General features: G+C 65.7%; 24 protein-coding genes. 12 read left to right on the forward strand and 12 right to left on the reverse strand.

Annotation, left to right across the window (positions count from 1 at the left end; all coding sequences use genetic code 11):
- Window positions 1-183: 183 nt before the first annotated feature.
- Entirely contained in the window at window positions 184-1,269 is a 1,086-nt protein-coding gene (gene trmA, locus H3H51_RS10010) for a tRNA (uridine(54)-C5)-methyltransferase TrmA (RefSeq protein WP_183088905.1), read from the reverse strand.
- Window positions 1,266-2,564: an NCS2 family permease gene (locus H3H51_RS10015; RefSeq protein WP_183088906.1), complete on the reverse strand. Its 1,299-nt coding sequence runs from the start codon at window positions 2,562-2,564 to the stop codon at window positions 1,266-1,268. The genes trmA and H3H51_RS10015 overlap by 4 nt, the downstream gene beginning before the upstream one ends.
- A gap of 197 nt (window positions 2,565-2,761) precedes the next feature.
- Between H3H51_RS10015 and H3H51_RS10020 the strand changes: the two genes are divergently transcribed.
- The 7 genes from H3H51_RS10020 to H3H51_RS10050 all read left to right on the forward strand — a co-directional run bounded on the left by H3H51_RS10020 (window position 2,762) and on the right by H3H51_RS10050 (window position 11,381).
- Window positions 2,762-3,316 (forward strand): DJ-1 family glyoxalase III, encoded by a 555-nt coding sequence (locus H3H51_RS10020; RefSeq protein ID WP_183088907.1) that lies wholly within the window; start codon window positions 2,762-2,764, stop codon window positions 3,314-3,316.
- 210 nt (window positions 3,317-3,526) lie between these two features.
- The gene (locus H3H51_RS10025) at window positions 3,527-4,873 is read left to right on the forward strand and encodes a choice-of-anchor Q domain-containing protein (RefSeq protein WP_183088908.1); all 1,347 of its coding nucleotides are present in this window, start codon (window positions 3,527-3,529) and stop codon (window positions 4,871-4,873) included.
- A 394-nt stretch (window positions 4,874-5,267) separates the two neighbouring features.
- Window positions 5,268-8,099 carry a xanthine dehydrogenase family protein molybdopterin-binding subunit gene (locus tag H3H51_RS10030; protein WP_183088909.1) on the forward strand — a complete coding sequence of 944 codons (2,832 nt, stop codon included), beginning with the start codon at window positions 5,268-5,270 and terminating at the stop codon, window positions 8,097-8,099.
- A complete protein-coding gene (locus H3H51_RS10035) occupies window positions 8,092-8,631 on the forward strand; it encodes a (2Fe-2S)-binding protein (RefSeq protein ID WP_183088910.1) in 540 nt (179 codons plus the stop codon). The genes H3H51_RS10030 and H3H51_RS10035 overlap by 8 nt, the downstream gene beginning before the upstream one ends.
- 4 nt (window positions 8,632-8,635) lie before the next feature.
- Window positions 8,636-9,841: a cytochrome c gene (locus H3H51_RS10040; protein ID WP_183088911.1), complete on the forward strand. Its 1,206-nt coding sequence runs from the start codon at window positions 8,636-8,638 to the stop codon at window positions 9,839-9,841.
- A gap of 1 nt (window position 9,842) precedes the next feature.
- Complete coding sequence (locus tag H3H51_RS10045; RefSeq protein ID WP_183088912.1) at window positions 9,843-10,811, forward strand: XdhC family protein; 969 nt, start codon at window positions 9,843-9,845, stop codon at window positions 10,809-10,811.
- Window positions 10,812-10,814: 3 nt separating this feature from the next.
- Window positions 10,815-11,381, forward strand: coding sequence for a nucleotidyltransferase family protein (locus H3H51_RS10050; protein ID WP_183088913.1), 567 nt, complete (start codon window positions 10,815-10,817; stop codon window positions 11,379-11,381).
- On the opposite strand, the gene H3H51_RS10055 is transcribed toward H3H51_RS10050, so the two are convergent.
- From H3H51_RS10055 to H3H51_RS10065, 3 genes are all read right to left on the reverse strand, one after another.
- On the reverse strand, window positions 11,382-12,602 hold the full coding sequence (locus H3H51_RS10055) for an MFS transporter (protein WP_183088914.1): 1,221 nt from the start codon (window positions 12,600-12,602) through the stop codon (window positions 11,382-11,384).
- Window positions 12,603-12,842: 240 nt separating this feature from the next.
- Window positions 12,843-13,205, reverse strand: a complete 363-nt coding sequence (locus tag H3H51_RS10060) for a hypothetical protein (protein ID WP_183088915.1) — start codon at window positions 13,203-13,205, stop codon at window positions 12,843-12,845.
- Between the two features lie 161 nt (window positions 13,206-13,366).
- A complete protein-coding gene (locus H3H51_RS10065) occupies window positions 13,367-13,777 on the reverse strand; it encodes a MerR family DNA-binding protein (RefSeq protein WP_183088916.1) in 411 nt (136 codons plus the stop codon).
- Between the two features lie 62 nt (window positions 13,778-13,839).
- On the opposite strand from H3H51_RS10065, the gene H3H51_RS10070 reads away from it, so the two are divergent.
- The gene (locus H3H51_RS10070) at window positions 13,840-14,478 is read left to right on the forward strand and encodes a cation transporter (protein WP_183088917.1); all 639 of its coding nucleotides are present in this window, start codon (window positions 13,840-13,842) and stop codon (window positions 14,476-14,478) included.
- 191 nt (window positions 14,479-14,669) lie between these two features.
- Here the strand turns inward: H3H51_RS10070 and H3H51_RS21115 are convergent, their stop codons facing one another.
- From H3H51_RS21115 to H3H51_RS10085, 4 genes are all read right to left on the reverse strand, one after another.
- Window positions 14,670-14,792, reverse strand: a complete 123-nt coding sequence (locus H3H51_RS21115; protein WP_220790950.1) for a DUF2474 domain-containing protein — start codon at window positions 14,790-14,792, stop codon at window positions 14,670-14,672.
- Entirely contained in the window at window positions 14,792-15,796 is a 1,005-nt protein-coding gene (cydB, locus tag H3H51_RS10075; RefSeq protein ID WP_183088918.1) for a cytochrome d ubiquinol oxidase subunit II, read from the reverse strand. Before cydB ends, H3H51_RS21115 begins: the two co-directional genes overlap by 1 nt.
- Window positions 15,793-17,238 (reverse strand): cytochrome ubiquinol oxidase subunit I, encoded by a 1,446-nt coding sequence (locus H3H51_RS10080; protein ID WP_183088919.1) that lies wholly within the window; start codon window positions 17,236-17,238, stop codon window positions 15,793-15,795. Before H3H51_RS10080 ends, cydB begins: the two co-directional genes overlap by 4 nt.
- Before the next feature lie 398 nt (window positions 17,239-17,636).
- Window positions 17,637-18,761, reverse strand: a complete 1,125-nt coding sequence (locus H3H51_RS10085) for a methyltransferase (RefSeq protein ID WP_183088920.1) — start codon at window positions 18,759-18,761, stop codon at window positions 17,637-17,639.
- A 70-nt stretch (window positions 18,762-18,831) separates the two neighbouring features.
- On the opposite strand from H3H51_RS10085, the gene H3H51_RS10090 reads away from it, so the two are divergent.
- Both H3H51_RS10090 and H3H51_RS10095 read left to right on the forward strand, forming a co-directional pair.
- A complete protein-coding gene (locus tag H3H51_RS10090; RefSeq protein ID WP_183088921.1) occupies window positions 18,832-19,608 on the forward strand; it encodes a ferredoxin--NADP reductase in 777 nt (258 codons plus the stop codon).
- A 592-nt stretch (window positions 19,609-20,200) separates the two neighbouring features.
- Window positions 20,201-21,760, forward strand: coding sequence for a TerC family protein (locus tag H3H51_RS10095; protein ID WP_183088922.1), 1,560 nt, complete (start codon window positions 20,201-20,203; stop codon window positions 21,758-21,760).
- 34 nt (window positions 21,761-21,794) lie between these two features.
- Here H3H51_RS10095 and mscL read toward each other — a convergent pair whose 3' ends face one another.
- Both mscL and H3H51_RS10105 read right to left on the reverse strand, forming a co-directional pair.
- The gene (gene mscL / locus H3H51_RS10100) at window positions 21,795-22,223 is read right to left on the reverse strand and encodes a large-conductance mechanosensitive channel protein MscL (RefSeq protein WP_183088923.1); all 429 of its coding nucleotides are present in this window, start codon (window positions 22,221-22,223) and stop codon (window positions 21,795-21,797) included.
- A gap of 125 nt (window positions 22,224-22,348) precedes the next feature.
- Complete coding sequence (locus H3H51_RS10105; protein WP_183088924.1) at window positions 22,349-22,597, reverse strand: YdcH family protein; 249 nt, start codon at window positions 22,595-22,597, stop codon at window positions 22,349-22,351.
- Between the two features lie 155 nt (window positions 22,598-22,752).
- Between H3H51_RS10105 and H3H51_RS10110 the strand changes: the two genes are divergently transcribed.
- Window positions 22,753-23,034 (forward strand): YdcH family protein, encoded by a 282-nt coding sequence (locus tag H3H51_RS10110; protein ID WP_183088925.1) that lies wholly within the window; start codon window positions 22,753-22,755, stop codon window positions 23,032-23,034.
- Here the strand turns inward: H3H51_RS10110 and H3H51_RS10115 are convergent.
- Window positions 23,031-23,522 (reverse strand): GNAT family N-acetyltransferase, encoded by a 492-nt coding sequence (locus H3H51_RS10115; RefSeq protein WP_183088926.1) that lies wholly within the window; start codon window positions 23,520-23,522, stop codon window positions 23,031-23,033. The genes H3H51_RS10110 and H3H51_RS10115 overlap by 4 nt on opposite strands.
- 67 nt (window positions 23,523-23,589) lie before the next feature.
- Between H3H51_RS10115 and radA the strand changes: the two genes are divergently transcribed.
- A complete protein-coding gene (radA, locus tag H3H51_RS10120; RefSeq protein ID WP_183088927.1) occupies window positions 23,590-24,954 on the forward strand; it encodes a DNA repair protein RadA in 1,365 nt (454 codons plus the stop codon).
- The last annotated feature ends 296 nt before the right edge of the window (window positions 24,955-25,250 follow it).

Here is a 25,250-nt window from a genome sequence, read left to right on the forward strand (position 1 = left end):
TTGTGGGCGCGGATCCGCTTGTGTAGGAGCCAGCTTGCTGGCGATCAGGCCCCGTGCAGTGGTCGATCGCCAGCAAGCTGGCTCCTACAGGTATGGGCTCAGCGGCTGACATCGGCAACGCGTAGGGCGGGTGCAACCCGCGAAGGGTCGCCACGCGGGTTTCACCCGCCCTACAGCCGAGGCTCAGCGGCGTACCAGCAGTACGCCGCTTTCCATGTGATGCGTCCAGGGGAACTGGTCGAACAGCGCGCAGCGTTCGATACGGTGGGTATCGTTGAGCTGGGCGATATTGGCGGCCAGGGTCTCCGGGTTGCAGGAGATGTACAGGATGCTGTCGAAGCGCCGGGTCAGCTCGCAGGTGTCCGGGTCCATGCCGGCGCGCGGCGGGTCGACGAATACGGCGCCGAAGTCGTAGGACTTCAGGTCGATGTCGGCCAGGCGGCGGAACGGGCGGACTTCATTGAGCGCCTGGGTCAGCTCTTCGGCAGACAGGCGAACCAGCTCGATGTTGTCGATGCCGTTGTCGGCCAGGTTGGCCAGTGCGGCATTCACCGAGCTCTTGCTGATCTCGGTGGCCAGTACCTTGCGCACGCGGGTGGACAGCGGCAGGGTGAAGTTGCCGTTGCCGCAGTACAGCTCCAGCAGGTCGTCGTCACGCTCGCCCAGCACATCCACCGCCCAGTTGAGCATCTGCTGGCAGACCAGGCCGTTGGGCTGGCTGAAGGCGCCTTCCGGCTGGCGATAGCGGAAGGTCCGCCCGGCCACGGTCATTTCTTCTTGCACGTAATCACGCCCGATCACCAGGCGCTGGCCGCGCGAACGGCCGACCAGGCTGACGCCCAGGCTGGCCGCCAACTGCTCGGCCGCGGCCTGCCAGGCGGCGTCCAGCGGGCGGTGGTAGCACAGGGTGATCAACGCATCGCCGGCCAGGGTGGTGAGAAACTCGACCTGGAACAGCTTGAAAGCCAGGGTGGCGCTACCCTGCCAGGCGCTCTTCAGGCGCGGCATCAACTCGTTGATGCGCTGGCTGGCGATGGGGAAGGTGTCGATCAGGATCGGCGTGTGCTTGTCGCCGGCGGCGAACATCGCGTAATGCCGCTCTTCCTGTTCGCGCCACAGGCGGAACTCGGCGCGCAGGCGGTAGTGCTCGCCTGGCGAGCTGAACACCTCGGGCTCGGGAGCAGAGAAGGGCGCCAGCAGCTCGCGCAGGCGGGCGACCTTGTCGTTCAGTTGGGCGGCGTAGGCCGCTTCGTCTCGGACCTGGGTCATGCGGCGGCGGTGAAGCCGAACTTGATGACGAAGATCGCGGCGAGTACCACCAGCGCCGGGTTGAGGTCCTTGAAGCGACCGGCCAGGGCCTTGATCACCACCCAGGCGATGAAGCCGAAGGCGATGCCGTTGGCGATGGAGAAGGTCAGCGGCATGGCCAGGGCGGTGATCACCACCGGCGCGGCGACGGTGATGTCATCCCAGTCGATCTCGGCCAGGCCGGAGGTCATCAGCACGGCGACGAACAGCAGCGCCGGCGCGGTGGCGAAGGCCGGAACGGTACCCGCCAGCGGGGCGAAGAACAGCGCCAGGAGGAACAGAATCGCCACCACGATGGCGGTCAGGCCGGTACGGCCACCGGCAGCTACGCCCGAGGCGGACTCGATGTAGCTGGTGGTGGTGCTGGTGCCCAGCAGCGAACCACCCATGGCGGCAGCGCTGTCGGCGATCAGGGCACGGCCCATCTTCGGCAGGTGGCCTTCTTTGCTCATCAGCCCGGCGCGTTTGGCCACGCCGATCAGGGTGCCGGTGTTGTCGAACAGGTCGACGAACAGGAAGGCGAAGATCACGCTGATCATGCCCACGTCGAGCGCGCCCATGATGTCCAGTTGCAGGAAGGTCGGCGCGATCGAAGGTGGCATGGAGACGATGCCGCCGAACTGGGTCACGCCCAGGGCGATGGCGATGGCGGTCACTACCAGAATGCCGATCATCACCGCGCCAGTGACGCGACGGGCTTCCAGGGCAACGATCAGGAAGAAACCGAGGATGGCCAGCAGCGGGCCCGGCGCGTGCAGGTCACCGAGGCCGACCAGGGTGGCCGGGTTGGCGACCACCAGGCCGGCTTCCTTCAGGGCGATCAACGCGAGGAACAGGCCGATACCAGCGGCAATCGCCGAGCGCAGCGGCAGCGGAATGCTGTTCACGATCCACTCGCGGATGCGGAAGATCGACAGCAGGAAGAACAGCGTGGCGGAGATGAACACCGCGCCGAGGGCGACCTGCCAGGTGTGGCCCATGTGCAGGACCACGGTGTAGGTGAAGAAGGCGTTGAGGCCCATGCCCGGCGCCAGGGCGATCGGGTAGTTGGCGATCAGGCCCATCAGCGCCGAGCCGATGGCCGCGGCCAGACAGGTGGCGACGAAGATCGCGCCCTTGTCCATGCCGGTCTCGCCGAGGATTGCCGGGTTGACGAAGAGGATGTAGGCCATCGTCAGGAAGGTGGTGATACCGGCAAGTATCTCGGTGCGCACCGAGGTGTTGTGTGCCTTGAGTTGGAACAACTTTTCCAGCATGGTGGATTCCCCGTGAGGCTAGTGCGGCATGGCTTGCGGACTGCGCGAAAGCAAAGCACAAAGGCTGCAGGCTCGGAGGAAATCGAGTGCAGAATTGTGCCGGGTCCGGAAAAAGGCGCGCATCATACCAGCTCACCTCCGAGCGGTGAATTTATGACCGGACGGACAGCATCAGTTTCGTTCGCAAGGAGCCAACCATGACAGCCCGAGTCCTGATCGCCGTCGCCGATGGCGTGGAAGATATCGAAACCGTGACCCTGATCGACGTGCTGCGCCGCGCCGAGCTGGAAGTGGTGGTGGCCAGTATCGAGAGCCGGCGCATGTTCACCTGCGCCCGGGGTACGCGGATCACCGCCGACACCATGCTGGTCGATGTGCTGGCCCAGGATTTCGACCTGATCGTGCTGCCCGGCGGCATGCCGGGCGCCGAGCACCTGGCCGAGCACGCCCCGTTGGCGGAAAAGGTGGTGGCCCAGGCCAAGGCCGGCAAGCTGTTCGCCGCCATCTGCGCGGCGCCGGCGGTGGCCCTGCAGGCTTACGGTGTACTCAAGCAACGGCGGATGACCTGCTACCCGGCGTTCAGCGACCGCCTGTCCGGTTGCACCTTCGTCGATGCGCCGGTGGTGGTCGACGGCAACTGCATCACCAGCCAGGGCCCGGCCAGTGCCATGGAGTTCGCCCTGACCCTGATCGAGCAACTGGTCGGCCGCAGCGCGCGGGCTGCGGTGGCAAAAGCCCTGCTGGTGCCCTGATCCCCGCGCCGCCCGGTGGCGGCGGATGTGTCTGCGCCGCGCTTTGCACGACCAGGGCCGCGGCGCAGTGACTGACCGACGGGCGCTGTTGTTGGCGGCGTATCGGTTACCCTGCCTCAGTCATGCAGGCCCGGCAGTTGCCCTGCGGCGCTCACTGCCGGAAGCCGCGCTTTCTCCGTCAAGGACCTACATCCTTCAAGGAGAAGCACCATGTCCGGATTCCGTACCCTCGCCACGCTCGCCGCCACCCTGTTTGTCCCTCTCGTCCAGGCCGAAACGCTGTTCTTCGTCAGCAAGACCGCCGACAGCTTCGATATCGCTTGCGTCACCGACTGCTCACTGCGCGAGACGGTCTACCGGGCCAACCAGACGCCCGGCGCATCCCGCATCGTCCTGAGTGCGGGCACCTACACGCTGACGTTGAACGACCCGCCCTGGAATTACGACGAAGACCCCGACCCTGACGAGAATGCCGGCGTGCGCGGCGATCTGGATATCGCCGCCCCGCGCCTGACCATTCTCGGCCACGGCCAGGCGGACACCATCATCAAGGGCTCCGGTGATCGCTTGTTCGACGTCCTTCCGCAGGCGGAACTGCTGCTGCGGCGCCTGACCCTGCGCGAGGGCTTGGCGGATACCTACGGCGGCGCCGTGCGCAACCACGGCAGCCTGCTGGCCCAGTACGTCAGCTTCATCAACAACCGCGCCGATGCCGGTATCCAGGGCCAGGGCGGCGCGCTGGCCAACTTCAACAGCATGACCATCTCCCGCTCGCTGTTCGAGGGCAACAACTCCAATGGCGACGAAGGCTTCTTCGGCCGTGGCGGGGCGATCTACAACGTTGCCGCGCTGTGGGTGAGCGACACCACCTTCCGTGGCAACAGCGTGACCGATACCGACGCCGACTATGGCCAGGGCGGCGCGCTGTACAACACCGGCAAGGCGGAGGTCACGCGCAGTACCTTTGTCGCCAACACGGCCGGGGTGCCGCTGTATGGCGGGGGTGGTAGCGCGATTGCCAATCGCGAGGAGGGCGACCTGCTCCTGATCAACAGCACCATCAGCGGCAATCCCGGCATCACCACCAATGGGGTGATTGCCAGCGGTATTCAGGGTTTCACCAATGACCGCAGGGTGCGCACCCGGTTGATATCGGTGACCGTCGCCGGTAACAGCGGCCTGGGCGTGAGCAATATGGGCACGTTGCGGGTCAGCAGTAGCGTAATTGCCGGCAACCAGCTCAATGGCGTGCCGGCCAATTGCAGTAACGCAGGGGGCTTCGCGGCACTTGCCCTGCTGCTCGGCACCGATCAGGGCAATTGCACGAGCGATTTTTGGGTCGACGATGCGCTGACCTGGACCAAGGTGCTCTACCCGCTGGCGAACAACGGCGGCTACACCGCCACCCATGCGTTGCGCCGCGCCAGCCCGGCCATTGATGCGACACAGCGGACGGTCAATAGCCATGACCAGCGCGGCGTGACTCGGCCGCGCGATGGCGATGGTGATGGCATCGCCGTGAGCGACATGGGGGCCTACGAACGCAGTGGGCCGTGAGCGGCTCGTTAGCGCAGGTTCTGCCGAGGGATAGCCTGGGCATTACTCCCCCGCCAAGTCTGTAGGTCGCGGATGGTTTGCTAGGGCGAATGCGGCGAACCGCGCGTAGGCCCAGGCTGTTTGCCATGCCCGGCGCTGCAGGGGCGTCGGGTCGGGCTTACCCTTGCCGGCTTGACTCAACCGGCGCCCGCTGCTGCCCTTGCTGCCTGCGCGTGATATCCCGCAAACACCTTCTACGCTGAGAGCTGAAGCTCGCGCTGGCGGTGTGCGCGTGTGCTGGCCGAATCGTCCAGCTGCCGTCGGCTACGCTCAATTCAGTTGCAACGGCAGCTACCGTTGTTGTCGAGTTGATGAAAATGAGGAGCGGACCATGATCCGTTCCAGAGGACCGCTCATGTCCAACCGTGATTTCTCCCGGCGCGCCTTCCTCCAGGGCAGCGTCGTCGCTGGTATCGGTATCAGCCTTGTCCCCCTGGGCAGCCGCGCCTTCGCCGCGCTGTTCGAGGAGCAGGTCACCGCCAACCCGAAACCCTGGTACGGCAGCGCCGGCCAGGCCCGTGGGCGCATCGACGGAGTGTCCAAGGCCTGTGGGGCCAAGGTCTTCGCCCGTGATATCCGCGCCCAGGACATGCCCGGCTGGCCGCAGCGCCAGGGCCATGCACTGCTGCTCAAGGCGACCAAGGCCGACCAGCTGTACGCCGGCCTGGACCTGTCGATGCTCAGCGACGAGCTGGCGCCGGATCGGGTGGTCACCGCCGTCGACCTGGCCCGCGATGGCATCGCCTGGCCGGAGTCCCACGGGCCTGACCCGTTCCTGCCGGAAGGCCAGGTGCCGATGTTTCTCGGTCACCCGGTGGCGATGCTGATCTGGCATGACTTCGAGCGCTATCGCCAGGCCAAGAAACTGCTCAAGTTCAACGACCAGGTGATCCGCTACGGCGCCAAGGCCGAGCCCTACAGCCGTGACCCCTACGGCAGCTTCCGCTTCGTGCGGGTGGCGGCGGATGACCCGTTTGCCGCGGACGAGTTTTCCAGCCTGAAGAACACCATGCTGTTCCCGATGATCCGCGACAAGAAACCCAGCTGGTCGCAAGGCGCCAAGCTCGACGGCGACCTGACCCAGCAGGGCCTCTACCATGCCGAGCGCATGCAAGAGCAACTGGCCAGCCCGCCGGACGACTGGCTGGTGTTCGACGAGCGCTACACCACCCAGTCCATCGAGCCGGCGGCGCTGGAACCGGACAATGGCAACGGCTGGTTCGACGCGGCCAGCGGCACCCTGCATTTCGTCGTGGCCACCCAGTGCCCGTTCGAGGTGGCCGAGCAGTGCGCGCACATGCTGGCGCCGTCCAAGTTCGCCGTGCAGGCGTTGACCATGCACCCGGGCTACACGGTCGGCTACGGCTCCAAGGACAACAACATCTTCGTCTTCTACGCCGCCCTGGCCGCGCTCTATGGCGAAGGTGTGCCGGTGCGCCTGGCCAATGACCGCTACGAGCAGTTCCAGAGCGGCATCAAGCGCCACCCGTTCGACATGCATTACCAGTTGGCGGTGAGCAAGCAGGATCAGCGCTTCCACATCTTCCGCGCGCACATGGATGTTGATGGCGGCGGGCGCATCAACTACAGCCCCTCGGTGGCGGCGGTTGGCGCCACGGCGGCGCAATCCATCTACTACATGCCGCGCAGCGACCTGGCGGCCACGGCCTATCATTCGCGCGGCGTCGAGGCTGGCTCCATGCGCGGCTACGGCACCCTGCAGACCATGGCGGCGACCGAGATGATGGTCGACGAAGTGGCCGAGCGCCTGGGCGTCGATGCCATCGAACTGCGCCTGAAGAACGCCATGCAGTCCGGCATGAAGAACACCCAGGGCGCGATCCCGGCTGGGGCCCTGCGCCTCGACGAGATCCTGCACAAGGCCGCCGAACATCCGGTGTGGAAGGAGCGCGTGGCGCGCAAGGCGCGCTTCGATGCCGAGGACCCGGACAACTATTACGGCGTCGGTTTCGCCATTTGCCAGAAGGACTTCGGCACCGGCGCCGAAGCGCCCATGGCCAGCGTCGAGTTCGATGCCGAAGGGCGCATCAGCCTGCGCCAGATCGCCATCGACATGGGCACCGGCATGTCCACCTCGCAGGCGCTGCTGGTGGCCGATTGGCTCGGCCATCCTGCCGACGAGATCAAGACCGGCGTGACCGAATGGGCCGAGCTGGCACTGATTACCAGCGGCAACCCCTACATCACCAGCCCGGCCGAGCAGGATGCCGCGCTGAAGAACCCGCGCTGGGTGGCACGCATCGCTTCGCCATCCTCGGCGACCAACTCGGCCTACTACTCCAGCCATGCCACCCGTGAGGCGGCGCGGCTGCTGTTCAACCACGGCCTGTGGCCGGCGGCGCTGAACCTGTGGGGGCAGGGCATCCAGGGTGGCCTGGCCAACCCCTATGTGGTGCGCCGCGAGGAAGCGCACTGGGTCGAGGGCAAGCTGACCGCCAGTGGCATGCCGCCGATCGCCTTTGCCGTGCTGGCGCGCAAGGCCCATGAACTGGGCCTGGTTACCGGCGCCTCTGTGCATGGCTTCAACCGCTGGAGCTGGGCCGATGCCGAGTTCGACATCGACGGCAGCCGCGAGCGCGTGCCGCTGGATGCCGTGGCGCTGAAATACGGCAACGGCGCCAGCGAGGAGAAGAAAGCGCGGATCAACAGCCACGGCTTCCACCTGCTCGATCGCCTCAACGTGCACTACCCGGACACCCAGCTGAACAACGCCATGGTCACCTACTACAGCCCGGTGGCCACCCTGGTGGAGGTCAAGGTCAACAAGGGCAGCGGCGCCGCGCAGGTGCTCAGCCACCACTCCTGGCTGGAGTGTGGGCGCACCATCGTGCCGGAGCTGGTACTCGGCCAGCTCGAAGGCGGCATCGCCATGGGCATCGGCCACGCCCTGCTGGAGGAAATGCCCAAGTACGAGGGCGGGCCGGGCGAGGGCCAGTGGAACTTCAACCGCTATGTCCTGCCGCGCGCCAAGGACGTGGCTGTGTGGGCGCAAAGCGGGGAAATCCTGCCGCCGCTGTCACCCAGCGATCCACCCAAGGGCATCGCCGAGGTGGTGATGATTCCGGTGGTCGGCGCCATCGTCAACGCCGTCGCCCATGCCACCGGCAAGCGCCTGCGCGACCTGCCCCTGACACCTGCCCGCATCAAGGAGGCCTTGCATGGCTAAGCGCGCACTGAGCCTGACCCTCAACGGCCAGGCGGTCGGCCCCCTTGATGTGGCCGACGACCTGATGATGATCGACCTGCTGCACGAGCACCTCAACCTCACCGGCTCGCGCCTGGGCTGTGGCCAGGGCATCTGCCATGCGTGTGTGGTGATCCTCGACAAGCCCGACGGTACCAGCGAGGAAATGCGCACCTGCATCACCGGCGCGCACTTCTTCGATGGCAAGAAGGTGCGCACCATCGAGGGCCATGCCAAGCGCGATGCTGCCGGCGTGGTCAGCGAGCTCAACCCGGTGCAGCAGAAGTTCGTCGACCAGTTCGCCTTCCAGTGCAGCTACTGCACGCCTGGCTACGTCAACGCGGCCACCGTGCTGGTGGAAAAGCTGCAGCGCCAGCCGATCAAGCGCAGCGAGCTGGAGCAGGAAATCGAAGACGCGCTGGGTCATCACATCTGCCGCTGTACCGGCTATGTGCGCTATTACGCGGCCACCCGTGCGGTGGTGGAAGAACTTGGCCTGGTCAAGGAAGGGTGAACCCATGCGCATAGTGCTGATGGCCAGCCTGCTGCTGCCGCTCGCCGCCCACGCGGCCGATTCGGCGCAGATCGAGCGTGGCCGCTACCTGGCCCGTGCCGCCGATTGCGCGGCCTGCCACACCGCCGAGGGCGGTGCCGAGTATGCCGGCGGCCTGCCGCTGAATTCACCGTACGGCATCATCTACGGCACCAACATCACCCCGGACAAGGAGCACGGCATCGGCCACTACAGCGCCGACGACCTGTACCGCGTGCTCACCGACGGCCAGCGCCCGGATGGCGCGCAGCTCTATCCCGCGATGCCTTACACCTCGTACCGGCTGATCAGCCGCGAGGACTCCGATGCCATCTACGCCTACCTGATGAGCCTGGCGCCGGTGGCCCGGCCGAATGCCGAAACCGACTTGTCCTTCCCCTACAACGTGCGTTTTGGCCTGAAATTCTGGAACCTGCTGTACCAGGACAGCGTGCAGTTGCAGCCGGCGGCGGACAACAGCGAGACCTGGCAGCGCGGCCAGTACCTGGTGGAGGTGCTCGGCCACTGCGGCGAGTGCCACACCCCGCGCAACAAGCTCGGCGCCTTGCAGCAAGAGCAGCGCCTGCAGGGTGGCGTGCTCGGCGGCTATGAGGCGCCCAGCCTGCTGGCGGTAGACCTGGCGGAGCGCGGCTGGACCACCGAAGACCTGGCGCAATTCCTCAAGCACGGCATCAGTGCCCAGGGTTCGATGTTCAACGAGATGTACCCGGTGCTGCACCACAGCACCCAGTACCTGCCCAAGGAAGACCACCTGGCCATGGCCACCTTCCTGCTCGGCGACGAGCCGCCGGCGGTCAAGGTTGTCGCCACCCAGCCGCTGGACAAACTGGGCGATAGCGCCCGGCGCGGGCGCCAGGACTACCTCAACGTTTGCGCCGGTTGTCACGGTGTCGACGGTGAGGGTGTGCCCCATGTGGCCGTGGCAATGAACGGCAACACCACCTTGCGCTTGAGTGACCCGCGCAACCTGCTGCGGGTGATCGACGACGGCATCAAGGAACAGCAGTTCACCGGCTTCGAGCGCATGCAGCCGATGCCTGGCTTCCACGACACCCTGAGCGATGCGCAACTGGGTGACTTGCTCAACTACCTGCGCCAGACCTGGGGCGGGGCGAGCGGCGACCTGCCACCGAGTCAGGTGGCCGACTTGCGCGGCGAGGCGGGGGAATAAGGTGCAACACCTCGACCTGCAGGTGATCGAGCGCGCCCTGGCCTGGTCCGCCGCCGGCCAGCGCGTGTGGCTGTGCACGGTGCTCTCCACCTACGGCTCGGCGCCGCGTGCACCGGGCGCATTGCTGGTGGCCAATGGCAGCGGCGAATGGCTCGGCTCGCTGTCCGGTGGCTGCGTCGAGGACGACTTTCTCGAACAGCTCAGGCAGGGCGAGTTTGCCGCCCCGGCGCAGTTAGTGCGCTACGGCGACGGCGGCCCCGACGCGCGACTGACCTTGCCCTGCGGCGGCGTACTGGAAGTGCTGGTGGAAAACCTGCCGGCCACTTGCGAAGTGCAGGCTCATCTGCGCGAGCTGGCGGGTGCGCTGCGTGGCCAGCGTCGCCTGTTGCGCACCGTCAGCCTGGGCGATGGGGCGCGTAGCGTGGAGGATGACCGTGCCCAGGGCCCGCGCATCGAATCGGCCGGCGACAGCCTGCACATCCGCGTCGGTGCCGCGCAGCGCCTGCTGCTGGCCGGCTGCTCCAGCGTGGCCTTGGTGTGCGCCGAGTTCGCCCAGAGCCTGGGCTTCGAAGTGATCCTCTGCGACCCGCGCGAAGAAGCCCTGGCCGGTGTGGCGTTGCCGGGCGTGGAGATTCGCCGCGAGCTGCCCTCCGAAGCCATCCGCGCCGGCTTGTGCCATGCCGACACCGCCGTGGTGGCGCTGACCCACGACCCGCGCATCGACGACCTGGCGATGATCGAAGCGGTGCGCACGCCGGCCTTCTATATCGGCGTGATGGGCTCGCTGCGTACCACCGAAAAACGCTTCGAGCGCCTGCTACGCGTCGGCGGCCTGAGCCGCGATGACCTGGCGCGCATCAGTGCGCCGATCGGCCTCAACCTGGGCAGCAGGACCCCGGCGGAAATTGCCCTGGCGGTGCTGGCCGACATCCTGCGCGTGCGCAACGGCATCGCCCGCGAGCAGCTCTGAGCCGTGGCGGATGTGATTGCCCTGATCCTCGCCGCCGGCCAAGGTCGACGTTTTGGCAGTGACAAGCGCCGGGCGCTACTGACCGATGGCCGTGGCTTGCTGGCGACCTGCGTAGCGCAAGCACGGCAGGTGTTCGATGCGGTGTGGGTGGTGTTGCGTGAGGACGATGACCCGGCTGTGCTGGGCCTGCCGGCGGATCAGCCGGTGATTCGCTGTGCGGATGCGCAGCAGGGCATGGGCCACAGCCTGGCGGCCGGGGTGCAGGTGCTGCTCGGACGGCCCGAGTCAGCTCTGGCGGTACTGCTGGGCGACATGCCATGGATCGACCCGGCCAGCCTGCGCCAGTTGGTGCAGGCGTCTGACGCCGAACACATCGTCTTTCCCTTGCACCGGGGCCAGCGCGGCCACCCGGTGTTGTTCGGTCGCCAGCACTGGTCGGCGCTGACTCAGCTGCATGGCGATCAGGGCGCCAAGGCCGTACTGGCGGCCCATGAGTCGGCCTGGCGCGCGATCAGCCTGGATGACCCCGGCGTGCTGCGCGACGTGGATACGCCGCAGGCGTTGGGCTGATCAGTCGCCGCGCGGCGCATGCAGATGATCGCGGCGCGCCAGGGTCGGGAACAGCTTGATCCAGGTGCCGGTCACCAGCAGCGTGCCGACCCCGCCGATCATCACCGCCGGCACGGTGCCGAACCAGTGCGCAGTGACGCCGGACTCGAACTCGCCGAGCTGGTTGGAGGCGCCGATGAACAGGCCGTTGACCGCGCTGACCCGGCCGCGCATCGCGTCCGGCGTGTCCAGTTGCACCAGGGCGCCACGGATGACCATGCTGATCATGTCTGCGGCGCCCAATACCACCAGCACCGCCAGGCTGAACCAGAACGAGGTCGACAGGCCGAAGGCGATGGTCGCCACGCCGAACACCGCCACCGAGGTGAACATGATCGGCCCGGTGCGTCGCTCGATCGGGTAGTGGGCCAGCCACAGCGACATCAGTAGCGCGCCGACCGCCGGTGCCGAGCGCAGCAGGCCCAGGCCCCAGGGGCCGGTGAGCAGGATGTCCTTGGCGAACACCGGCAGCAGCGCGGTGGCGCCACCGAGCAGCACGGCGAACAGGTCCAGGGAAATCGAGCCGAGCACGTCCGGTTTACTGCGAATGAAGCGGATGCCCGCCAGCAGCGATTCGATGCTGGCGGGGTCCTTGCGCAGCACCTGACCGGTCGCCGTGAGGCTGAGCATCAGGGTGCAGGCCAGCACGTAGAGCAGGGTCGCCGGGCCATACACCCACTGGGCGCCGAAGGCATACAACAGGCCGCCGAGGGCCGGTGCAACGATGGTCGCGGCCTGCATGGCCGAAGCCGAGGCCGCCACGGCGCGGGGGAACAGTTCGGCGGGCACCACGTTGGGCAGCAGGGCCTGGGTCGCTGGCATCTCGAAGGTACGGGCCAGGCCGAGCAGGAAGGCCAGGCCGAAGATCATCTCGCGGCTGACATTGTCGGTGCTGCTGCCCAGCAGCAGGGCCAGGGCTACCAGGGCCTGCACGCTCTGGCAGACCGCGGCGATCTTGCGCCGCTCGAAGCGGTCGGCGGTGTGCCCGGCATGCAGCATGAACAGCAGGCGCGGGAGGAATTCGGCGAGGCCGACCAGGCCCAGGTCGAGCACGCTGCCGGTGAGCTGGTAAAGGTGCCAGCCGATGGCCACGGTGAGCATCTGGAAGCCGCTGGCGGTAAACACGCGGGCCAGCCAGAAGGCCATGAACGGCTTGTGCCGGCGCAGAAGAAGCTGGGACATGATGGGGTAATACTTAGGCGGCTAACGAGTTCCCCAGCCTAGCACGCCTGGCGCCAGCCGCCGTTGCGAATGCTGAACGCTGTGTTCGCTTATCGCCCCGTCTGTTGCTGTTCACGGCGAGGCAATACGCGGGCAAAAAAGAACCGGTGAGCGCTGGGCGATCACCGGTTCGGCGGGAGAGCTTCAAGCGAACAATCCTTCTGTGGAAGAGGAAAACCTGTTCGGTGCCTGGCTCGGCGGTCAGGCCACGTCTTTGCCCTGCTTGGTGTTGAAGTAGCCGCTGTCGGCAACGTCTTTGCCTTGCTTGGTGTTGAAGTAGCCGCTGTCGGTGACGTCTTTGCCTTGCTTGGTGTTGAAGTAGCCACTGTCAGCGACGTCTTTGCCTTGCTTGGTGTTGAAGTAGCCGCTGTCGGCGACGTCTTTGCCTTGCTTGGTGTTGAAGTAGCCACTGTCAGCGACGTCTTTGCCCTGCTTGGTGTTGAAGTAGCCGCTGTCGGCGACGTCTTTGCCTTGCTTGGTATTGAAGTAACCACTGTCAGCGAAGACGCTGGCGGAGGACAGGGTGGCGACCAGCAGGGCGGTGGTGATGAGTGCGTTTTTCATGTTGTTTTCCTCGTATCGGGTGTGGGGAAGTGAGTACGAGGGCTATGTTCGTGGCAGCGACGAAAACGCGGAAGTAAGCCTTCTCCATAGTGAACATCGAGACGCGTGATAGTTAGCTCAGGCCTTGCCAGCGCTGCGTCCTGGCGTTTTCGGTGTGGTCTTCAGGCGCAGCAGTCGCGGCTATCCAGGGCTTCCAGCAGGCGACAATGCTCGGCGTGGCCGCTCTGGCAGGTGGCGATCTTGCTCAGTTCGGCCTGCATGTTCTGCAAATCGCGGATGCGCGTCTCGATGGCGTCCAGGTGCTCGCGGGCCATGCGGTCGGCGGCGTCGCAGGGGCTTTCGGGGTGGGCGGCGAGATCCAGCAGGCTACGGATTTCCTCCAGGCTGAAACCCAGTTCGCGGCCACGGCGGATAAAGCGCAGGCGCCGTATATCCACCTCCTGGTAATGCCGATAGCCCGCCGCACTGCGCCGTGGCTGCGGCAGCAGGCCAGAGCGTTCGTAGAAACGGATGGTCTCCAGGTTGACGCCGCTCTCGCGGCTGAGGGCGCCAATGGTGAGGGGCTTGTCCATGGTTGACTCCGTAGTGACTACGGGGTTTAGCCTACTCTGCACCTGAACCAAGGAGAAGCCTCATGGGTGCTCACTGCTGCAATCACGACTCGCACGAACCGGATACCCGCCGCACGCCGCGCTACCGGCGCATCCTGTGGATAGCCCTGGCGGTCAACCTGGCGATGTTCCTGGTGGAGATCGGTGCGGGGTTGCGCGCCGGTTCGGTATCGCTGCTGGCTGACTCGCTGGATTTTCTCGGCGACTCCGCCAACTACGCCATCAGCCTGTGGGTGCTCGGCATGAGCCTGGCGTTGCGCGCTCGCGCCGCGCAGTTCAAGGCGGCGAGCATGCTGCTGTTCGGCTTCGGCGTGCTCGGCGCGGCGCTCTGGCAGTGGTGGCAGGGCGGGGTGCCGAGTGCACCGACCATGGGCCTGATCGGCAGCCTGGCGTTGTTGGCCAACCTCGGTGTGGCGGCGCTGCTGTATGCCTACCGCGAAGGTGACAGCAACATGCGCAGCGTCTGGTTGTGCACGCGCAACGATGCCCTGGGCAATCTCGCCGTGCTGCTCGCCGCGCTGGGCGTGTTTGGCACCGGCAGTGCCTGGCCGGACCTGATCGTGGCCAGCATCATGGCCGCGCTGGCCATCTCCGCCGCCGTGCAGGTGTTGCGCCAGGCCGACGGCGAGCTGAAGGATGATGGGCATGGCCATGCGCACTGACCGGCCCGCTGCGCACTGGCTGTAGGCTGGGTAGAGCGCAGCGAAACCCAGCGAGCCTGCGCCGGGTTTCGGCAAACAACGCCTCTACCCAGCCTATTGATCTGCGGTGCTGTGCCCACGGTGGAAAACGCCTCGCGGTTTTCCACCCTACCCATGGCCCGCTTTTGTAGGGTGGATAACCAGCAGGGCTTTCAGGCCAGGCCCATGCCCCACTTGATGGCATAGGCCAGCAGGCTTACTGCCAGCACGCCGCCCAGCCACAGGACGGCGAACCAGGCCAGGCGCTGGGCCAGCGGTTTCTTCGGTGCGTCCATCAGTGGTAGCCCTCGCCAACCTTCACCTTGCCGCGGAACACGTAATAGCTGTACGCGGTGTAGATGAGGATGATCGGAACCATGATGGCGACCCCGACCAGGGCGAAGGCCTGGCTGCTTTCCGGCGCCGAGGCGTCCCAGATGCTCACGGACGGCGGGATGATGTTCGGCCACACGCTGATGGCCAGGCCCACGTAGGACAGTGCGATCAGCACCAGGGTCAGGACGAACGGCTGCCAATCGATTTTCAGCTGCACGGCACGGACGATGCCGAGAATGGTCACCGCCACCAGCGTCGGCACCGGGATGAAGTAGAACAGGTTGGGCAGGGTGAACCAGCGCTGGGCGATTTCCGGGTGGGCCAGCGGCGTCCACAGGCTGACCACGGCAATGAACACGAGCAGCACGCAGGTCAGCGGCAGCATCAGTTTGTACATCTTGTGGCGCAGCTTGCCCTCGGTCTTCAGCAGCAGCCAGGCACAGCCGAGCATGGCGTAACCGACCACCAGCCCCGCGCCGCAGAACAGCGGGAAGGGCGCCAGCCAGTCGAACGGGCCGCCAGCGAAGGCGCGGTTCTCCACCTTGATGCCGTCGATGAAGGCGCCGAGCACAACGCCCTGGCAGAAGGTCGCCACCAGCGAACCGCCGATGAAGGCCGCGTCCCATACATAGCGGGTGCGCTTGGCCTTGAAGCGGAACTCGAAGGCCACGCCGCGGAAGATCAGGGCAATGAGCATTATCACCAGCGGCAGGTACAGCGCCGTGAGCACCACCGAATAGGCCAGCGGGAAGGCGGCAAACAACCCCGCGCCGCCCAGCACCAGCCAGGTTTCATTGCCGTCCCAGATCGGCGCCACGGTGTTCATCATGGCGTCGCGTTCGTCCTTGTCGCGGAAGAACGGGTAGAGGATGCCGATGCCGAGGTCGAAGCCATCCATCACCACGTACATGAAGATGCCGAAGGCGATCACCCCGGCCCAGATCAGCGGCAGGTCGATAGTCATGGGCGTGGCTCCTGTTGGTCATCGGCACCGTCTTCGTCGACGCTCTCTTCGGCGGCAGACAGCGGCCGCGATGGCGTGCGCTGGTGGCCGGGGCCGGATTCTTCCTCAACCGCATGACTGTGCAGCAGGCCTAGCACCGGACCTTTGCGCATCATGCGCAGCAGGTAGGTGATGCCGACGCCGAACACCGCGAGGTAAACCACCACGAAGATGCTCAGGGTCGCGCCCATCTGCCCGGCGCTGTGGTTGGACACCGCGTCGGAGGTGCGCAGCAGGCCGTAGACCACCCAGGGCTGGCGCCCGACTTCGGTAGTGACCCAGCCGGCCAGCAGGGCGATCAGCCCGGCCGGGCCCATCAGCAGCATGAAGCGCTGCAGCCCCGGCGACTCGTACAGCCGCCCGCGCATACGCAGCCACAGGCCGATTGCGCCGGCGAGGATCATCAGCAGGCCGAGGCCGACCATCACGCGGAAGCTCCAGAACACCATCAGCGCGTTTGGCCGATCCTCTGGCGCCCATTCCTTGAGGCCCTTGATCTCGCCATCGAGGTCGTGGGTGAGGATCAGGCTGGCCAGGCGCGGGATGCCGATGGCGTACTTGGTGGTTTCCGCCTGCATGTCGGGGATGCCGAACAGCAGCAGCGGCACGCCTTTCTCGGTGTCCCAGTGGCCTTCCATGGCGGCCACCTTGGCCGGCTGGTACTTGAGGGTATTGAGGCCGTGGGCATCGCCGATCAGCGCCTGCACTGGCGCCACTAGCAGCGCCATCCACAGCGCCATGGAGAACATCATGCGCGTCGCCGGGTCGCGCTTGCCCTTGAGCAGGTGCCAGGCCGCGGTTGCACCGACGATGAAGGCGGTGCTGAGGAAGGCCGCCACCGCCATGTGCGCCAGGCGGTAGGGGAAGGACGGGTTGAACACGATGTCCCACCAGCTTTCCGGGTAGAACACCCCGTCGACCAGGCTGTAGCCCTGCGGCGTCTGCATCCAGCTGTTGGAGGAGAGAATCCAGAAGGTCGAGATCAGCGTGCCGATGGCCACCATCAGGGTGGCGAAGAAGTGCAGGCCTTTGCCCACCTTGTTCAGGCCGAACAGCATGATGCCGAGGAAGCCGGCCTCGAGGAAAAACGCGGTGAGCACCTCGTAGGTCAGCAACGGCCCCATGATGCTGCCGGCAGCCGTGGAGAGCTGGCTCCAGTTGGTGCCGAACTGGTAGCTCATCACCACCCCGGAGACCACGCCCATGCCGAAGGCCACGGCGAAGATCTGCAGCCAGAAGCGGAACAGGTCGTAGTACACCTCGTTCTTGGTCTTCAGCCACAGGCCTTCGAGCACGGCCAGGTAGCTGGCCAGCCCGATACTGATGGCGGGAAAGACGATGTGGAAGGAAATGGTGAAAGCGAACTGCAGGCGTGCCAGTTCCAGTGCGTCCAGGCCAAACATGTGGGGCCCCTCATGACATTGATCTGGGTCAATGATCCGCCCTCTGTGGCCTCGACCGTAGCTGGCGGATTGTCGCATTGGGCAATTTGTCGCAGTGACTCGCCATGCCCGGGGCCATGAGGCACCGGGTTTGCCTTGCTTGAGCTTAGGAGGTGCCGGGCAGCAAGGGAGTTCCGCTTTTCGCGGCGAGGTGCTTTTACCCCGTCATCCCCGCGCAGGCGGGGATCCAGCGGCCGGCAACTCGGTACATTTCGCTGGAGCCGAGCTGGCGGAAGCTCTTCTGGGTCCCCGCCTGCGCGAGGACGACGGGGCTGAAGAGCGCAGGGCGGGTGAAACCCGCGTTGCTCCTGGTACAGGTTCCCCGGCCTGCATGAGGCGAGTGGGGCCGGCGTGGCTGCTTACTTGGTGGCCTTGAGCACCACGAACTTGGGGTTGGCCGCCACCTGCTGCACGCCGCGGAACAGCTTGCTCAGCTTGGCGTGGTAGCCCAGGTGGCGGTTGCCGACTATCCACAGCTCGCCGCCTTTGACCAGCGCCGCGCGGGCCTGCTGGAACATGCGCCAGGCGAGGAAGTCGCCGACCACCTGCTGCTGGTGGAACGGCGGGTTGCACAGCACCAGGTCCAGCGAGTCCGGCGCCTGGCCGGCCAGGCCATCGTCGGCGCGGATCGTCACCGGGCGCTCGCCCAGCGCCGCCTGCCAGTTCTCCCGGGCCGACTGCACGGCCATGTAGGACTCGTCGACCAGGGTCAGCTGCGCCTGCGGGTTGGCTAGGGCATAGGCAATGGCGAGCACGCCGTTGCCGCAGCCGAGGTCGGCTACACGCAGCTCGCCGAGGGCCTGCGGCAGGTGCGGGAGGAAGGCGCGGGTGCCGATGTCCAGGCCTTCGCGGCAGAACACGTTGGCGTGGTTGAGCAGCTCGATGGGCGGCTGCTCCAGGCGGTAGCGGGTCGGGTAGGGCGAGCTGGGCGCCGGCTTGGCCTCTGGCGTGGCGAACAGCAGGCGGGCCTTTTTCACTGCCAGCGAGGCTTGGACCGGGCCGACATACTTTTCCAGCAGGTCGCCGGCGGCGCGTGGCAGATGCTTGATCATCGCCGCGGCAACCACCTGCGCGCCGGGGGCGAGCTGGCCGTGCAGGCGGATCAGCTGTTCCTCCAGCAGGGCCAGGGTTTTCGGTACGCGGATCAGCACCCAGTCGAACGGCCCCTGTGCCACTTCGCTGGCCGGTACGAACGGTACGCCATCGTAGCGCTGGCCATTGCCCGCCAGGTTCTTCTGCAGCGCCAGGTGGCCCAGGTGCGAGTCGCCGCTGCTGGTCACCTGGCAGTGCGCCGCCAGGCTGGTGGCCAGGGCGCCGAAGCCGTCATTGAGCAGCAATACCCGCGCATCGGCCGCCAGGCCTTGCTCATGCAGGTGGGCGAGCAGGTACTCGTCCGCCGCGTCGAAGGCCTGCAGGGGTTCGTTGGGCATCTCGGGCTGGCGAAGCAGATCGAGCTGGGCAAAGGGCGTGTCGAGAATAGGCATGGAAACCGTCGGTGTTTGCCGGGCCCGCTTTGCGGGACACTGGGGCAACTGTGTATGAGGGACGCAAAGTATGACTGCCAGCGAAGAGAAGTTCACTCGCCAGACCCTGACTGACGTGCACGTCTGGTCGCCCACCCTGTTCAGCCTGCGCTGCACGCGCGATGCGGGCTTTCGCTTTCGCGCCGGGCAGTTCGCCCGCCTGGGCGTGCGCAAGGCCGACGGCTCGGTGGTCTGGCGTGCGTATTCGGTGGTGTCGGCGCCCCATGACGACTACCTGGAGTTCTTCTCCATCGTCGTGCCCGGCGGTGAGTTCACCAGTGAATTGTGCCGGCTCAAGGCTGGCGACGAGCTGCTGGTAGAGAAGCAGGCCGTCGGTTACCTCACCCTCGACCGCTTCCCCGATGGCCGCGACCTGTGGTTGCTCGGCACCGGCACCGGGCTGGCGCCGTTCCTGTCGATCCTGCAGGACCTGGAGGCCTGGCAGCGTTTCGAGCGCATTGTTCTGGTCTACAGCGCCCGTGACCGTGGCGAGCTGGCCTATCAGCAACTGATCGCCGAACTGCCGCAGCGTGAGTGGCTGGAAGGCGCCGGGCACAAGCTGATTTACGTGCCGGTGGTGACCCGCGAGCAAGTGCCCGGCGCGCTGCATGCACGCATTACCACGCTGATCGAGAACGGCGAACTGGAGCGCGCTGCTGGCCTGGAGCTGAGCCCGGAACATTCGCGGGTGATGCTGTGCGGCAACCCGCAGATGATCGAAGACACCCGCGCGGTACTGAAAACCCGTGACATGCAACTGAGCCTGACCCGGCGGCCGGGCGCGGTGGCCGTGGAAAACTACTGGTAGGGCTCTCGAGCGTCATTCCCGCGCAGGCGGGAATCCAGGAGGGGCCCACACTGGGTTCCCGCCTACGCGGGAACGACGAGGTGATGGTTGATCGTTCCCACGCTCCACCCGGAAATACCGCGGCAGATACTTCGCGGCTGCGGGGCGCGGTAGTGGTGGAGAACTACTGGTAGCGCTCGCGCGGAGTGCATGAGTTAACCACCGTCATTCCCGCGCAGGCGGGAATCCAGGAGGGCTCACACAGGGTTCCCGCCTACGGGAACGACGAGGTGATGGTTGGTCGTTCCCTCGTTTCGTTTGGAAATACCGCGATAGATGCTTCACGGCTGCCGGGCGCGGTGGAGAGCTATTGGTAGGGCACCGTTAAGAATTGGTAACGCTTTGCCGCTTAGGGATTGGCGGCAGGGCCGCTAGGATGGCCGTCCTTTTTTCCCTAAACGGACCCCATGGACAGCGACTGTTGCCCGCCACCCCCGAGTGGCCTCCCTTCCCCTGACGCCGCCGCGCGTTTCTCCCCGATTTCGCCTGAACGATATGCCCAGCGCCGCGCTTGCCGTGCCCGCGCTGCGTCGACGCCTGCGCGGAGGGTCGCATGATCTTCGAATGGATATCCGATCCCACCGCCTGGCTCGGCCTGCTCACGCTGATCGTCCTGGAGATCGTGCTGGGCATCGACAACCTGGTGTTTATCGCGATTCTCGCCGACAAGCTGCCGCCGCACCTGCGTGACCGCGCGCGGCTGATCGGCCTGAGCCTGGCGCTGCTGATGCGCCTGGGCCTGCTGGCGAGCATCTCCTGGCTGGTGACCCTGACCGAGCCGCTGGTCGAGGTGTTCGGCCACAGCTTCTCCGGGCGTGACCTGATCATGCTGTTCGGTGGTGTGTTCCTGCTGTTCAAGGCCACCATGGAGCTGCACGAACGGCTTGAGGGCCGTATCCATCAGCCGGGCGGCAGCCGCACCTATGCGCTGTTCTGGCCGGTGGTGGCGCAGATCGTCGTGCTCGATGCGGTGTTCTCCCTGGACGCGGTGATCACCGCCGTGGGCATGGTCGAGCACCTGGAAGTGATGATGATCGCCGTGATCATCTCGATCGGCCTGATGATCGTGGCCAGCAAACCGCTGACCGCCTTCGTCAACGCCCACCCGACGGTGATTATGCTGTGCCTGGGCTTTTTGATGATGATCGGCTTCAGCCTGACCGCCGAAGGCCTGGGCTTCCACATTCCCAAGGGCTACCTGTACGCGGCCATCGGCTTCTCCATCCTTATCGAGGTGGCCAACCAGCTGGTGCGCCACAAGCGCAAGCGGCAGATGCAGAACGGCCGGGGCATGCGTGACCGCACCGCGCATGCCGTGCTGCGCCTGCTCGGTGGCAAGGTCGAGGCCGACGAGGTGGGCGAGGAAATCGCCGACATGCTCGAAGGCGGTACCGGCGAGCCGGCGCTGTTCGATCGTCGCGAGCGGGTGATGATCCGCGGCGTGCTGGGCCTGGCCGAGCAGCCGATCACCGAGGTGATGACCGGGCGTATGGCGGTCGACCAGATCGACCTGGCCCATGCTCCCGAGCAGATTCGCCAGGCCCTGCTGGAGTCGCCGCACTCGCGCCTGCTGGTGATCCGCGACGGCCAGGTGGACGAGCCGCTGGGCTTCGTGCACAAGAAGGAGCTGCTCCGGGAGCTGCTGGACCAGCGTGAGCCGGACATCGAAGGCTTGCTGCGCCAACCGCTCAACCTGCCGGACAGCTGCGCGGTGCTCGGCGCCCTGGAGCAGATGCGCCAGGCCTCGACCCACGTGGCTTTCGTGGTCAACGAGTTCGGTGGCTTCGTCGGCCTGCTGACGCTGACCGACATCCTCGAGGCCATCGCAGGTGAGCTGCCGGACGCCAGCGAGGTGGACGGCCCGGACATCGAGCCGGCGGGGGCTGGTTTCCTCGTCAGCGGCGCACTCAACCTGGCCCTGCTGCGTTCGCGCATCGGCCTGCAGGCCCAGCCCACCGAGGACTACCAGACCCTCGCCGGCCTGGTGATGAGCCTGCTTGACCGCCTGCCTGCGGTGGGTGACGAGGTGCAGTTCGCTGGCTGGCACATGCGCGTGGAGGAAGTGCGCGAGCGACGGGTCAACCGCCTGCTGCTCACTCCCGAGCCGCAGTGAAAATGAAAACGGCGCCTGCGGGCGCCGTTTTTCTTCAGGGCTTCTGCTGGTTCTTCAGCAGATCGCGGATCTCCGTCAGCAGCACTTCCTCTGCCGTTGGCACGGGCGCTACGGTCGGCGCCTCGGCCTCATCGCGCTTGAGTTTGTTGATCGCCTTGACCCCCATGAAGATGGCGAAGGCGACGATGGTGAAGTCGAGAATGGTCTGGATGAACTTGCCGTAGCTCAGCAGCACTGCCGGCACGGCTGCGCTGGTGTCGGTGGCGGCAACGCCTTCGCGCAGGGTGATGGCCAGCTGCGAGAAGTCGACCCCACCGATCAACAGGCCGATCGGCGGCATGATCACGTCGCCGACGAAGGAGCTGACGATCTTGCCGAAGGCTGCGCCAATGATGATACCGACGGCCATGTCGACCACATTGCCCTTGACGGCGAAGGCCTTGAATTCGCTGAGGATGCTCATGTTTCACTCCCTGAGGTTCTGGTTATGCGGGCCAGTGTAAACCAGCCGCAGGTCTCTGCAACGGTGGTTGTGGGCTCGGGGCAAGGTTGGGGCGGCAGGGCCAGCGGCCCTGATCCGCAGTGGGTTCAGGCGCCGTTGGCCTTGCGCAGACGCTCGGCGATCTGGTCCTTGAGCTGCACGCGCTCGTTCTTCAGCGCATGCAAGGCAAGGTCGTCGAGGGATTCTCGGCCGTCTTCGACTTCATAGATGCGCTTGTCCAGCGCCTCGTACTGCCTGGCCATCTGGGCGAAGTGACTGTCGCTGGCATGCAGGCTCTGCAGCTGTTGGCGGTATTCGGGGAATTCACGGGTGAGCGGATGATGTTCGAGCGGCATGGTGACTCCTCCAGACTGTGCATGTCCTGTTCAGCCTAGCTCAGTGGTTGAGATGGTCGTCATTGCGAGGGTTGCCGCCGGCTGACTTGACCGAGGTCAAGGGTTGGTTCTTGTGGTTGGTTAAAATATGTACACCACCTTCAGGAGCCATTGCGATGAAGAGTCAACGTCAACTAGTACCACAGGAGTTTTCCGAGCTGCGCATGGAAATGCAGCGTATGCGTCAGCGCGACAGCCACTTCGCGTACTTGGTCGAACAGTTCGATGCGCTCGACGCTCGCCTTGAACGGGCCGAAAGCGGTATGGAACGGATCGACGAGCTTTCCCTCGGGCGCCTGAAGCGCTCTCGTCAGGTGTATCGCGACACCCTGGCTCATCATTTCAAACGCGCTACCGAGCAGTGCTGCGGTTGCGGCAAAGCCTGCAGCAGCCGTTAATGCAGCGGTGGGTTGACCAGGTAGCTGAGTAGCTCGGCGTCGTCTTCCGGCCAGATCTGCCGCGTCCCCAGCGGCACTTCGCTGAGCATCTGCCGGCAGAAGGCTGCAGCCAGTTCGTCCTGGCCGTAGAAGCGCATCAGCCAGGTGCCACCGCTGGCCAGTACCTGTTGCACCAGGACGCGGCCGATACCCAGGCGCCGGTACTTCTTGAGGATAAACAGATCGGCCAGTTCCAGGGCGTCGATGCCCGGCAGCTCGCTGCGTTCGATCAACAGGAAGCCGGCAATGAAGCCGTCGACCAGAATCAGCTGCGCGCTCCAGTCCGACTCCTGCCAGTAGCGCTGCAAATGCGGCTCATGGATATAGAAGCGGCCATCGACTTCGACGTCTTCCTGTTCCCAGTCCGACGACTCGTAGGCATAGAACTGATAGAGGTTGCGGATCAGCGGTAGCTGTTCGTCAGTGGTCGGGACAAGTTCTATCTGCATGACGGACTCGTAGGGCAAGGGCGGCTCGGGGCGCTATTATCGCCGTTTTTGCCAGAGGGAAACTGTCATGGCCAAGGCCAAGCGCATGTACGGCTGCACCGAGTGCGGCGCCACCTTTCCCAAGTGGGCCGGGCAGTGCGGCGAGTGCGGCGCGTGGAACACCCTGACCGAAACCATGCTCGAAGCCGGCGCGGCCACCCCCAGCGGGCGTGGCGGCTGGGCCGGGCAGCAGGCGCAGGTGAAGACCCTGGCCGAGGTCAGCGTCGAGGAAGTGCCGCGCTTCTCCACCGTCTCCGGTGAGCTGGACCGGGTGCTCGGCGGCGGCCTGGTGGATGGGTCTGTGGTGCTGATCGGCGGCGACCCTGGCATCGGCAAGTCGACCATCCTGCTGCAGACCCTGTGCAATATCGCCCAGCGCCTGCCGGCCCTGTACGTCACCGGCGAGGAGTCGCAGCAGCAGGTGGCCATGCGTGCGCGGCGCCTGGAACTGCCGCAGGACAAGCTCAAGGTGATGACCGAGACCTGCATCGAATCAATCATCGAGGTGGCGCGCCGCGAGCAGCCCAAGGTGATGGTGATCGACTCGATCCAGACCATCTTCACCGAGCAGCTGCAGTCCGCCCCCGGCGGCGTGGCCCAGGTGCGTGAGAGCGCGGCGCTGCTGGTGCGCTTCGCCAAGCAGAGCGGCACGGCGATCTTTCTGGTCGGCCACGTGACCAAGGAGGGCGCCCTGGCTGGTCCGCGTGTGCTGGAGCACATGGTCGACACGGTGCTGTATTTCGAGGGCGAGTCCGATGGCCGCCTGCGCTTGCTGCGCGCGGTGAAGAACCGCTTCGGCGCGGTCAACGAACTGGGCGTGTTCGGCATGACCGACAAGGGCCTCAAGGAAGTCACCAACCCCTCTGCCATCTTCCTCACCCGCGCCCAGGAGGAAGTGCCGGGCAGTGTGGTGATGGCCACCTGGGAAGGCACCCGGCCGATGCTGGTGGAGGTGCAGGCACTGGTCGACACCAGCCACATGGCCAACCCGCGCCGCGTCACCCTGGGCCTGGATCAGAACCGCCTGGCCATGCTGCTGGCCGTGCTGCACCGGCACGGCGGCATTCCCACCTACGACCAGGACGTGTTCCTCAACGTGGTCGGCGGGGTCAAGGTATTGGAGACGGCCTCCGACCTGGCACTGATGGCGGCGGTGATTTCCAGCCTGCGCAACAAGCCGTTGCCGCACGACCTGCTGGTGTTCGGCGAGATTGGCCTGAGCGGCGAGATCCGCCCGGTGCCGAGCGGCCAGGAGCGCTTGAAGGAAGCGGCCAAGCATGGTTTCAAGCGCGCCATCGTGCCCAAGGGCAATGCGCCGAAGGAGGCGCCGCCTGGGCTGCAGATCGTCGCCGTGACACGTCTGGAACAGGCGCTGGATGCGTTGTTCGAGTGATACGCCTGCGGCGCTCGGTTGCGTGAAGGTGCAGGCGCGCTGGTGCCAGCGCAAATCCGCTGCCGGGAGCAATCACTGAGGTGTGGGGAGAGTCTGTAGGAGCCAGCTTGCTGGCGATCAGTGCCCTTAGAGTCTGTTCACGATCTCCTGACTGTCGGCCATACCGCGTTAAAAACGACCTCGGGATGCTCATTTACAGCACGTAAACTCCGCTCCCTCGGTCATTTTTGCCTTGTCTTGCTCTAATTCAGAAGATCGTGAGCCGGCTCTTACACGAGCATCGCCAGCAAGCTGGC

This window comes from Aquipseudomonas ullengensis (assembly GCF_014174475.1).
In the GTDB taxonomy this organism is placed as follows: Bacteria; Pseudomonadota; Gammaproteobacteria; order Pseudomonadales; family Pseudomonadaceae; genus Aquipseudomonas; species Aquipseudomonas ullengensis.

Bases quoted from the DNA above. Each gene is read 5' to 3' on its own strand.
- H3H51_RS10070 (WP_183088917.1), top strand. From the start codon at position 13,840: ATGGGTGCTCACTGCTGCAATCACGACTCGCACGAACCGGATACCCGC.
- H3H51_RS10060 (WP_183088915.1), bottom strand. From the start codon at position 13,205: ATGAAAAACGCACTCATCACCACCGCCCTGCTGGTCGCCACCCTGTCC.
- radA (WP_183088927.1), top strand. From the start codon at position 23,590: ATGGCCAAGGCCAAGCGCATGTACGGCTGCACCGAGTGCGGCGCCACC.
- H3H51_RS10055 (WP_183088914.1), bottom strand. From the start codon at position 12,602: ATGTCCCAGCTTCTTCTGCGCCGGCACAAGCCGTTCATGGCCTTCTGG.
- H3H51_RS10105 (WP_183088924.1), bottom strand. From the start codon at position 22,597: ATGCCGCTCGAACATCATCCGCTCACCCGTGAATTCCCCGAATACCGC.
- trmA (WP_183088905.1), bottom strand. From the start codon at position 1,269: ATGACCCAGGTCCGAGACGAAGCGGCCTACGCCGCCCAACTGAACGAC.
- H3H51_RS10065 (WP_183088916.1), bottom strand. From the start codon at position 13,777: ATGGACAAGCCCCTCACCATTGGCGCCCTCAGCCGCGAGAGCGGCGTC.
- H3H51_RS10110 (WP_183088925.1), top strand. From the start codon at position 22,753: ATGAAGAGTCAACGTCAACTAGTACCACAGGAGTTTTCCGAGCTGCGC.
- H3H51_RS10085 (WP_183088920.1), bottom strand. From the start codon at position 18,761: ATGCCTATTCTCGACACGCCCTTTGCCCAGCTCGATCTGCTTCGCCAG.
- H3H51_RS21115 (WP_220790950.1), bottom strand. From the start codon at position 14,792: ATGGACGCACCGAAGAAACCGCTGGCCCAGCGCCTGGCCTGGTTCGCC.
- H3H51_RS10040 (WP_183088911.1), top strand. From the start codon at position 8,636: ATGCGCATAGTGCTGATGGCCAGCCTGCTGCTGCCGCTCGCCGCCCAC.
- H3H51_RS10080 (WP_183088919.1), bottom strand. From the start codon at position 17,238: ATGTTTGGCCTGGACGCACTGGAACTGGCACGCCTGCAGTTCGCTTTC.
- H3H51_RS10030 (WP_183088909.1), top strand. From the start codon at position 5,268: ATGTCCAACCGTGATTTCTCCCGGCGCGCCTTCCTCCAGGGCAGCGTC.
- H3H51_RS10025 (WP_183088908.1), top strand. From the start codon at position 3,527: ATGTCCGGATTCCGTACCCTCGCCACGCTCGCCGCCACCCTGTTTGTC.
- H3H51_RS10020 (WP_183088907.1), top strand. From the start codon at position 2,762: ATGACAGCCCGAGTCCTGATCGCCGTCGCCGATGGCGTGGAAGATATC.
- mscL (WP_183088923.1), bottom strand. From the start codon at position 22,223: ATGAGCATCCTCAGCGAATTCAAGGCCTTCGCCGTCAAGGGCAATGTG.
- H3H51_RS10015 (WP_183088906.1), bottom strand. From the start codon at position 2,564: ATGCTGGAAAAGTTGTTCCAACTCAAGGCACACAACACCTCGGTGCGC.
- H3H51_RS10115 (WP_183088926.1), bottom strand. From the start codon at position 23,522: ATGCAGATAGAACTTGTCCCGACCACTGACGAACAGCTACCGCTGATC.
- H3H51_RS10095 (WP_183088922.1), top strand. From the start codon at position 20,201: ATGATCTTCGAATGGATATCCGATCCCACCGCCTGGCTCGGCCTGCTC.
- H3H51_RS10035 (WP_183088910.1), top strand. From the start codon at position 8,092: ATGGCTAAGCGCGCACTGAGCCTGACCCTCAACGGCCAGGCGGTCGGC.
- cydB (WP_183088918.1), bottom strand. From the start codon at position 15,796: ATGACTATCGACCTGCCGCTGATCTGGGCCGGGGTGATCGCCTTCGGC.
- H3H51_RS10090 (WP_183088921.1), top strand. From the start codon at position 18,832: ATGACTGCCAGCGAAGAGAAGTTCACTCGCCAGACCCTGACTGACGTG.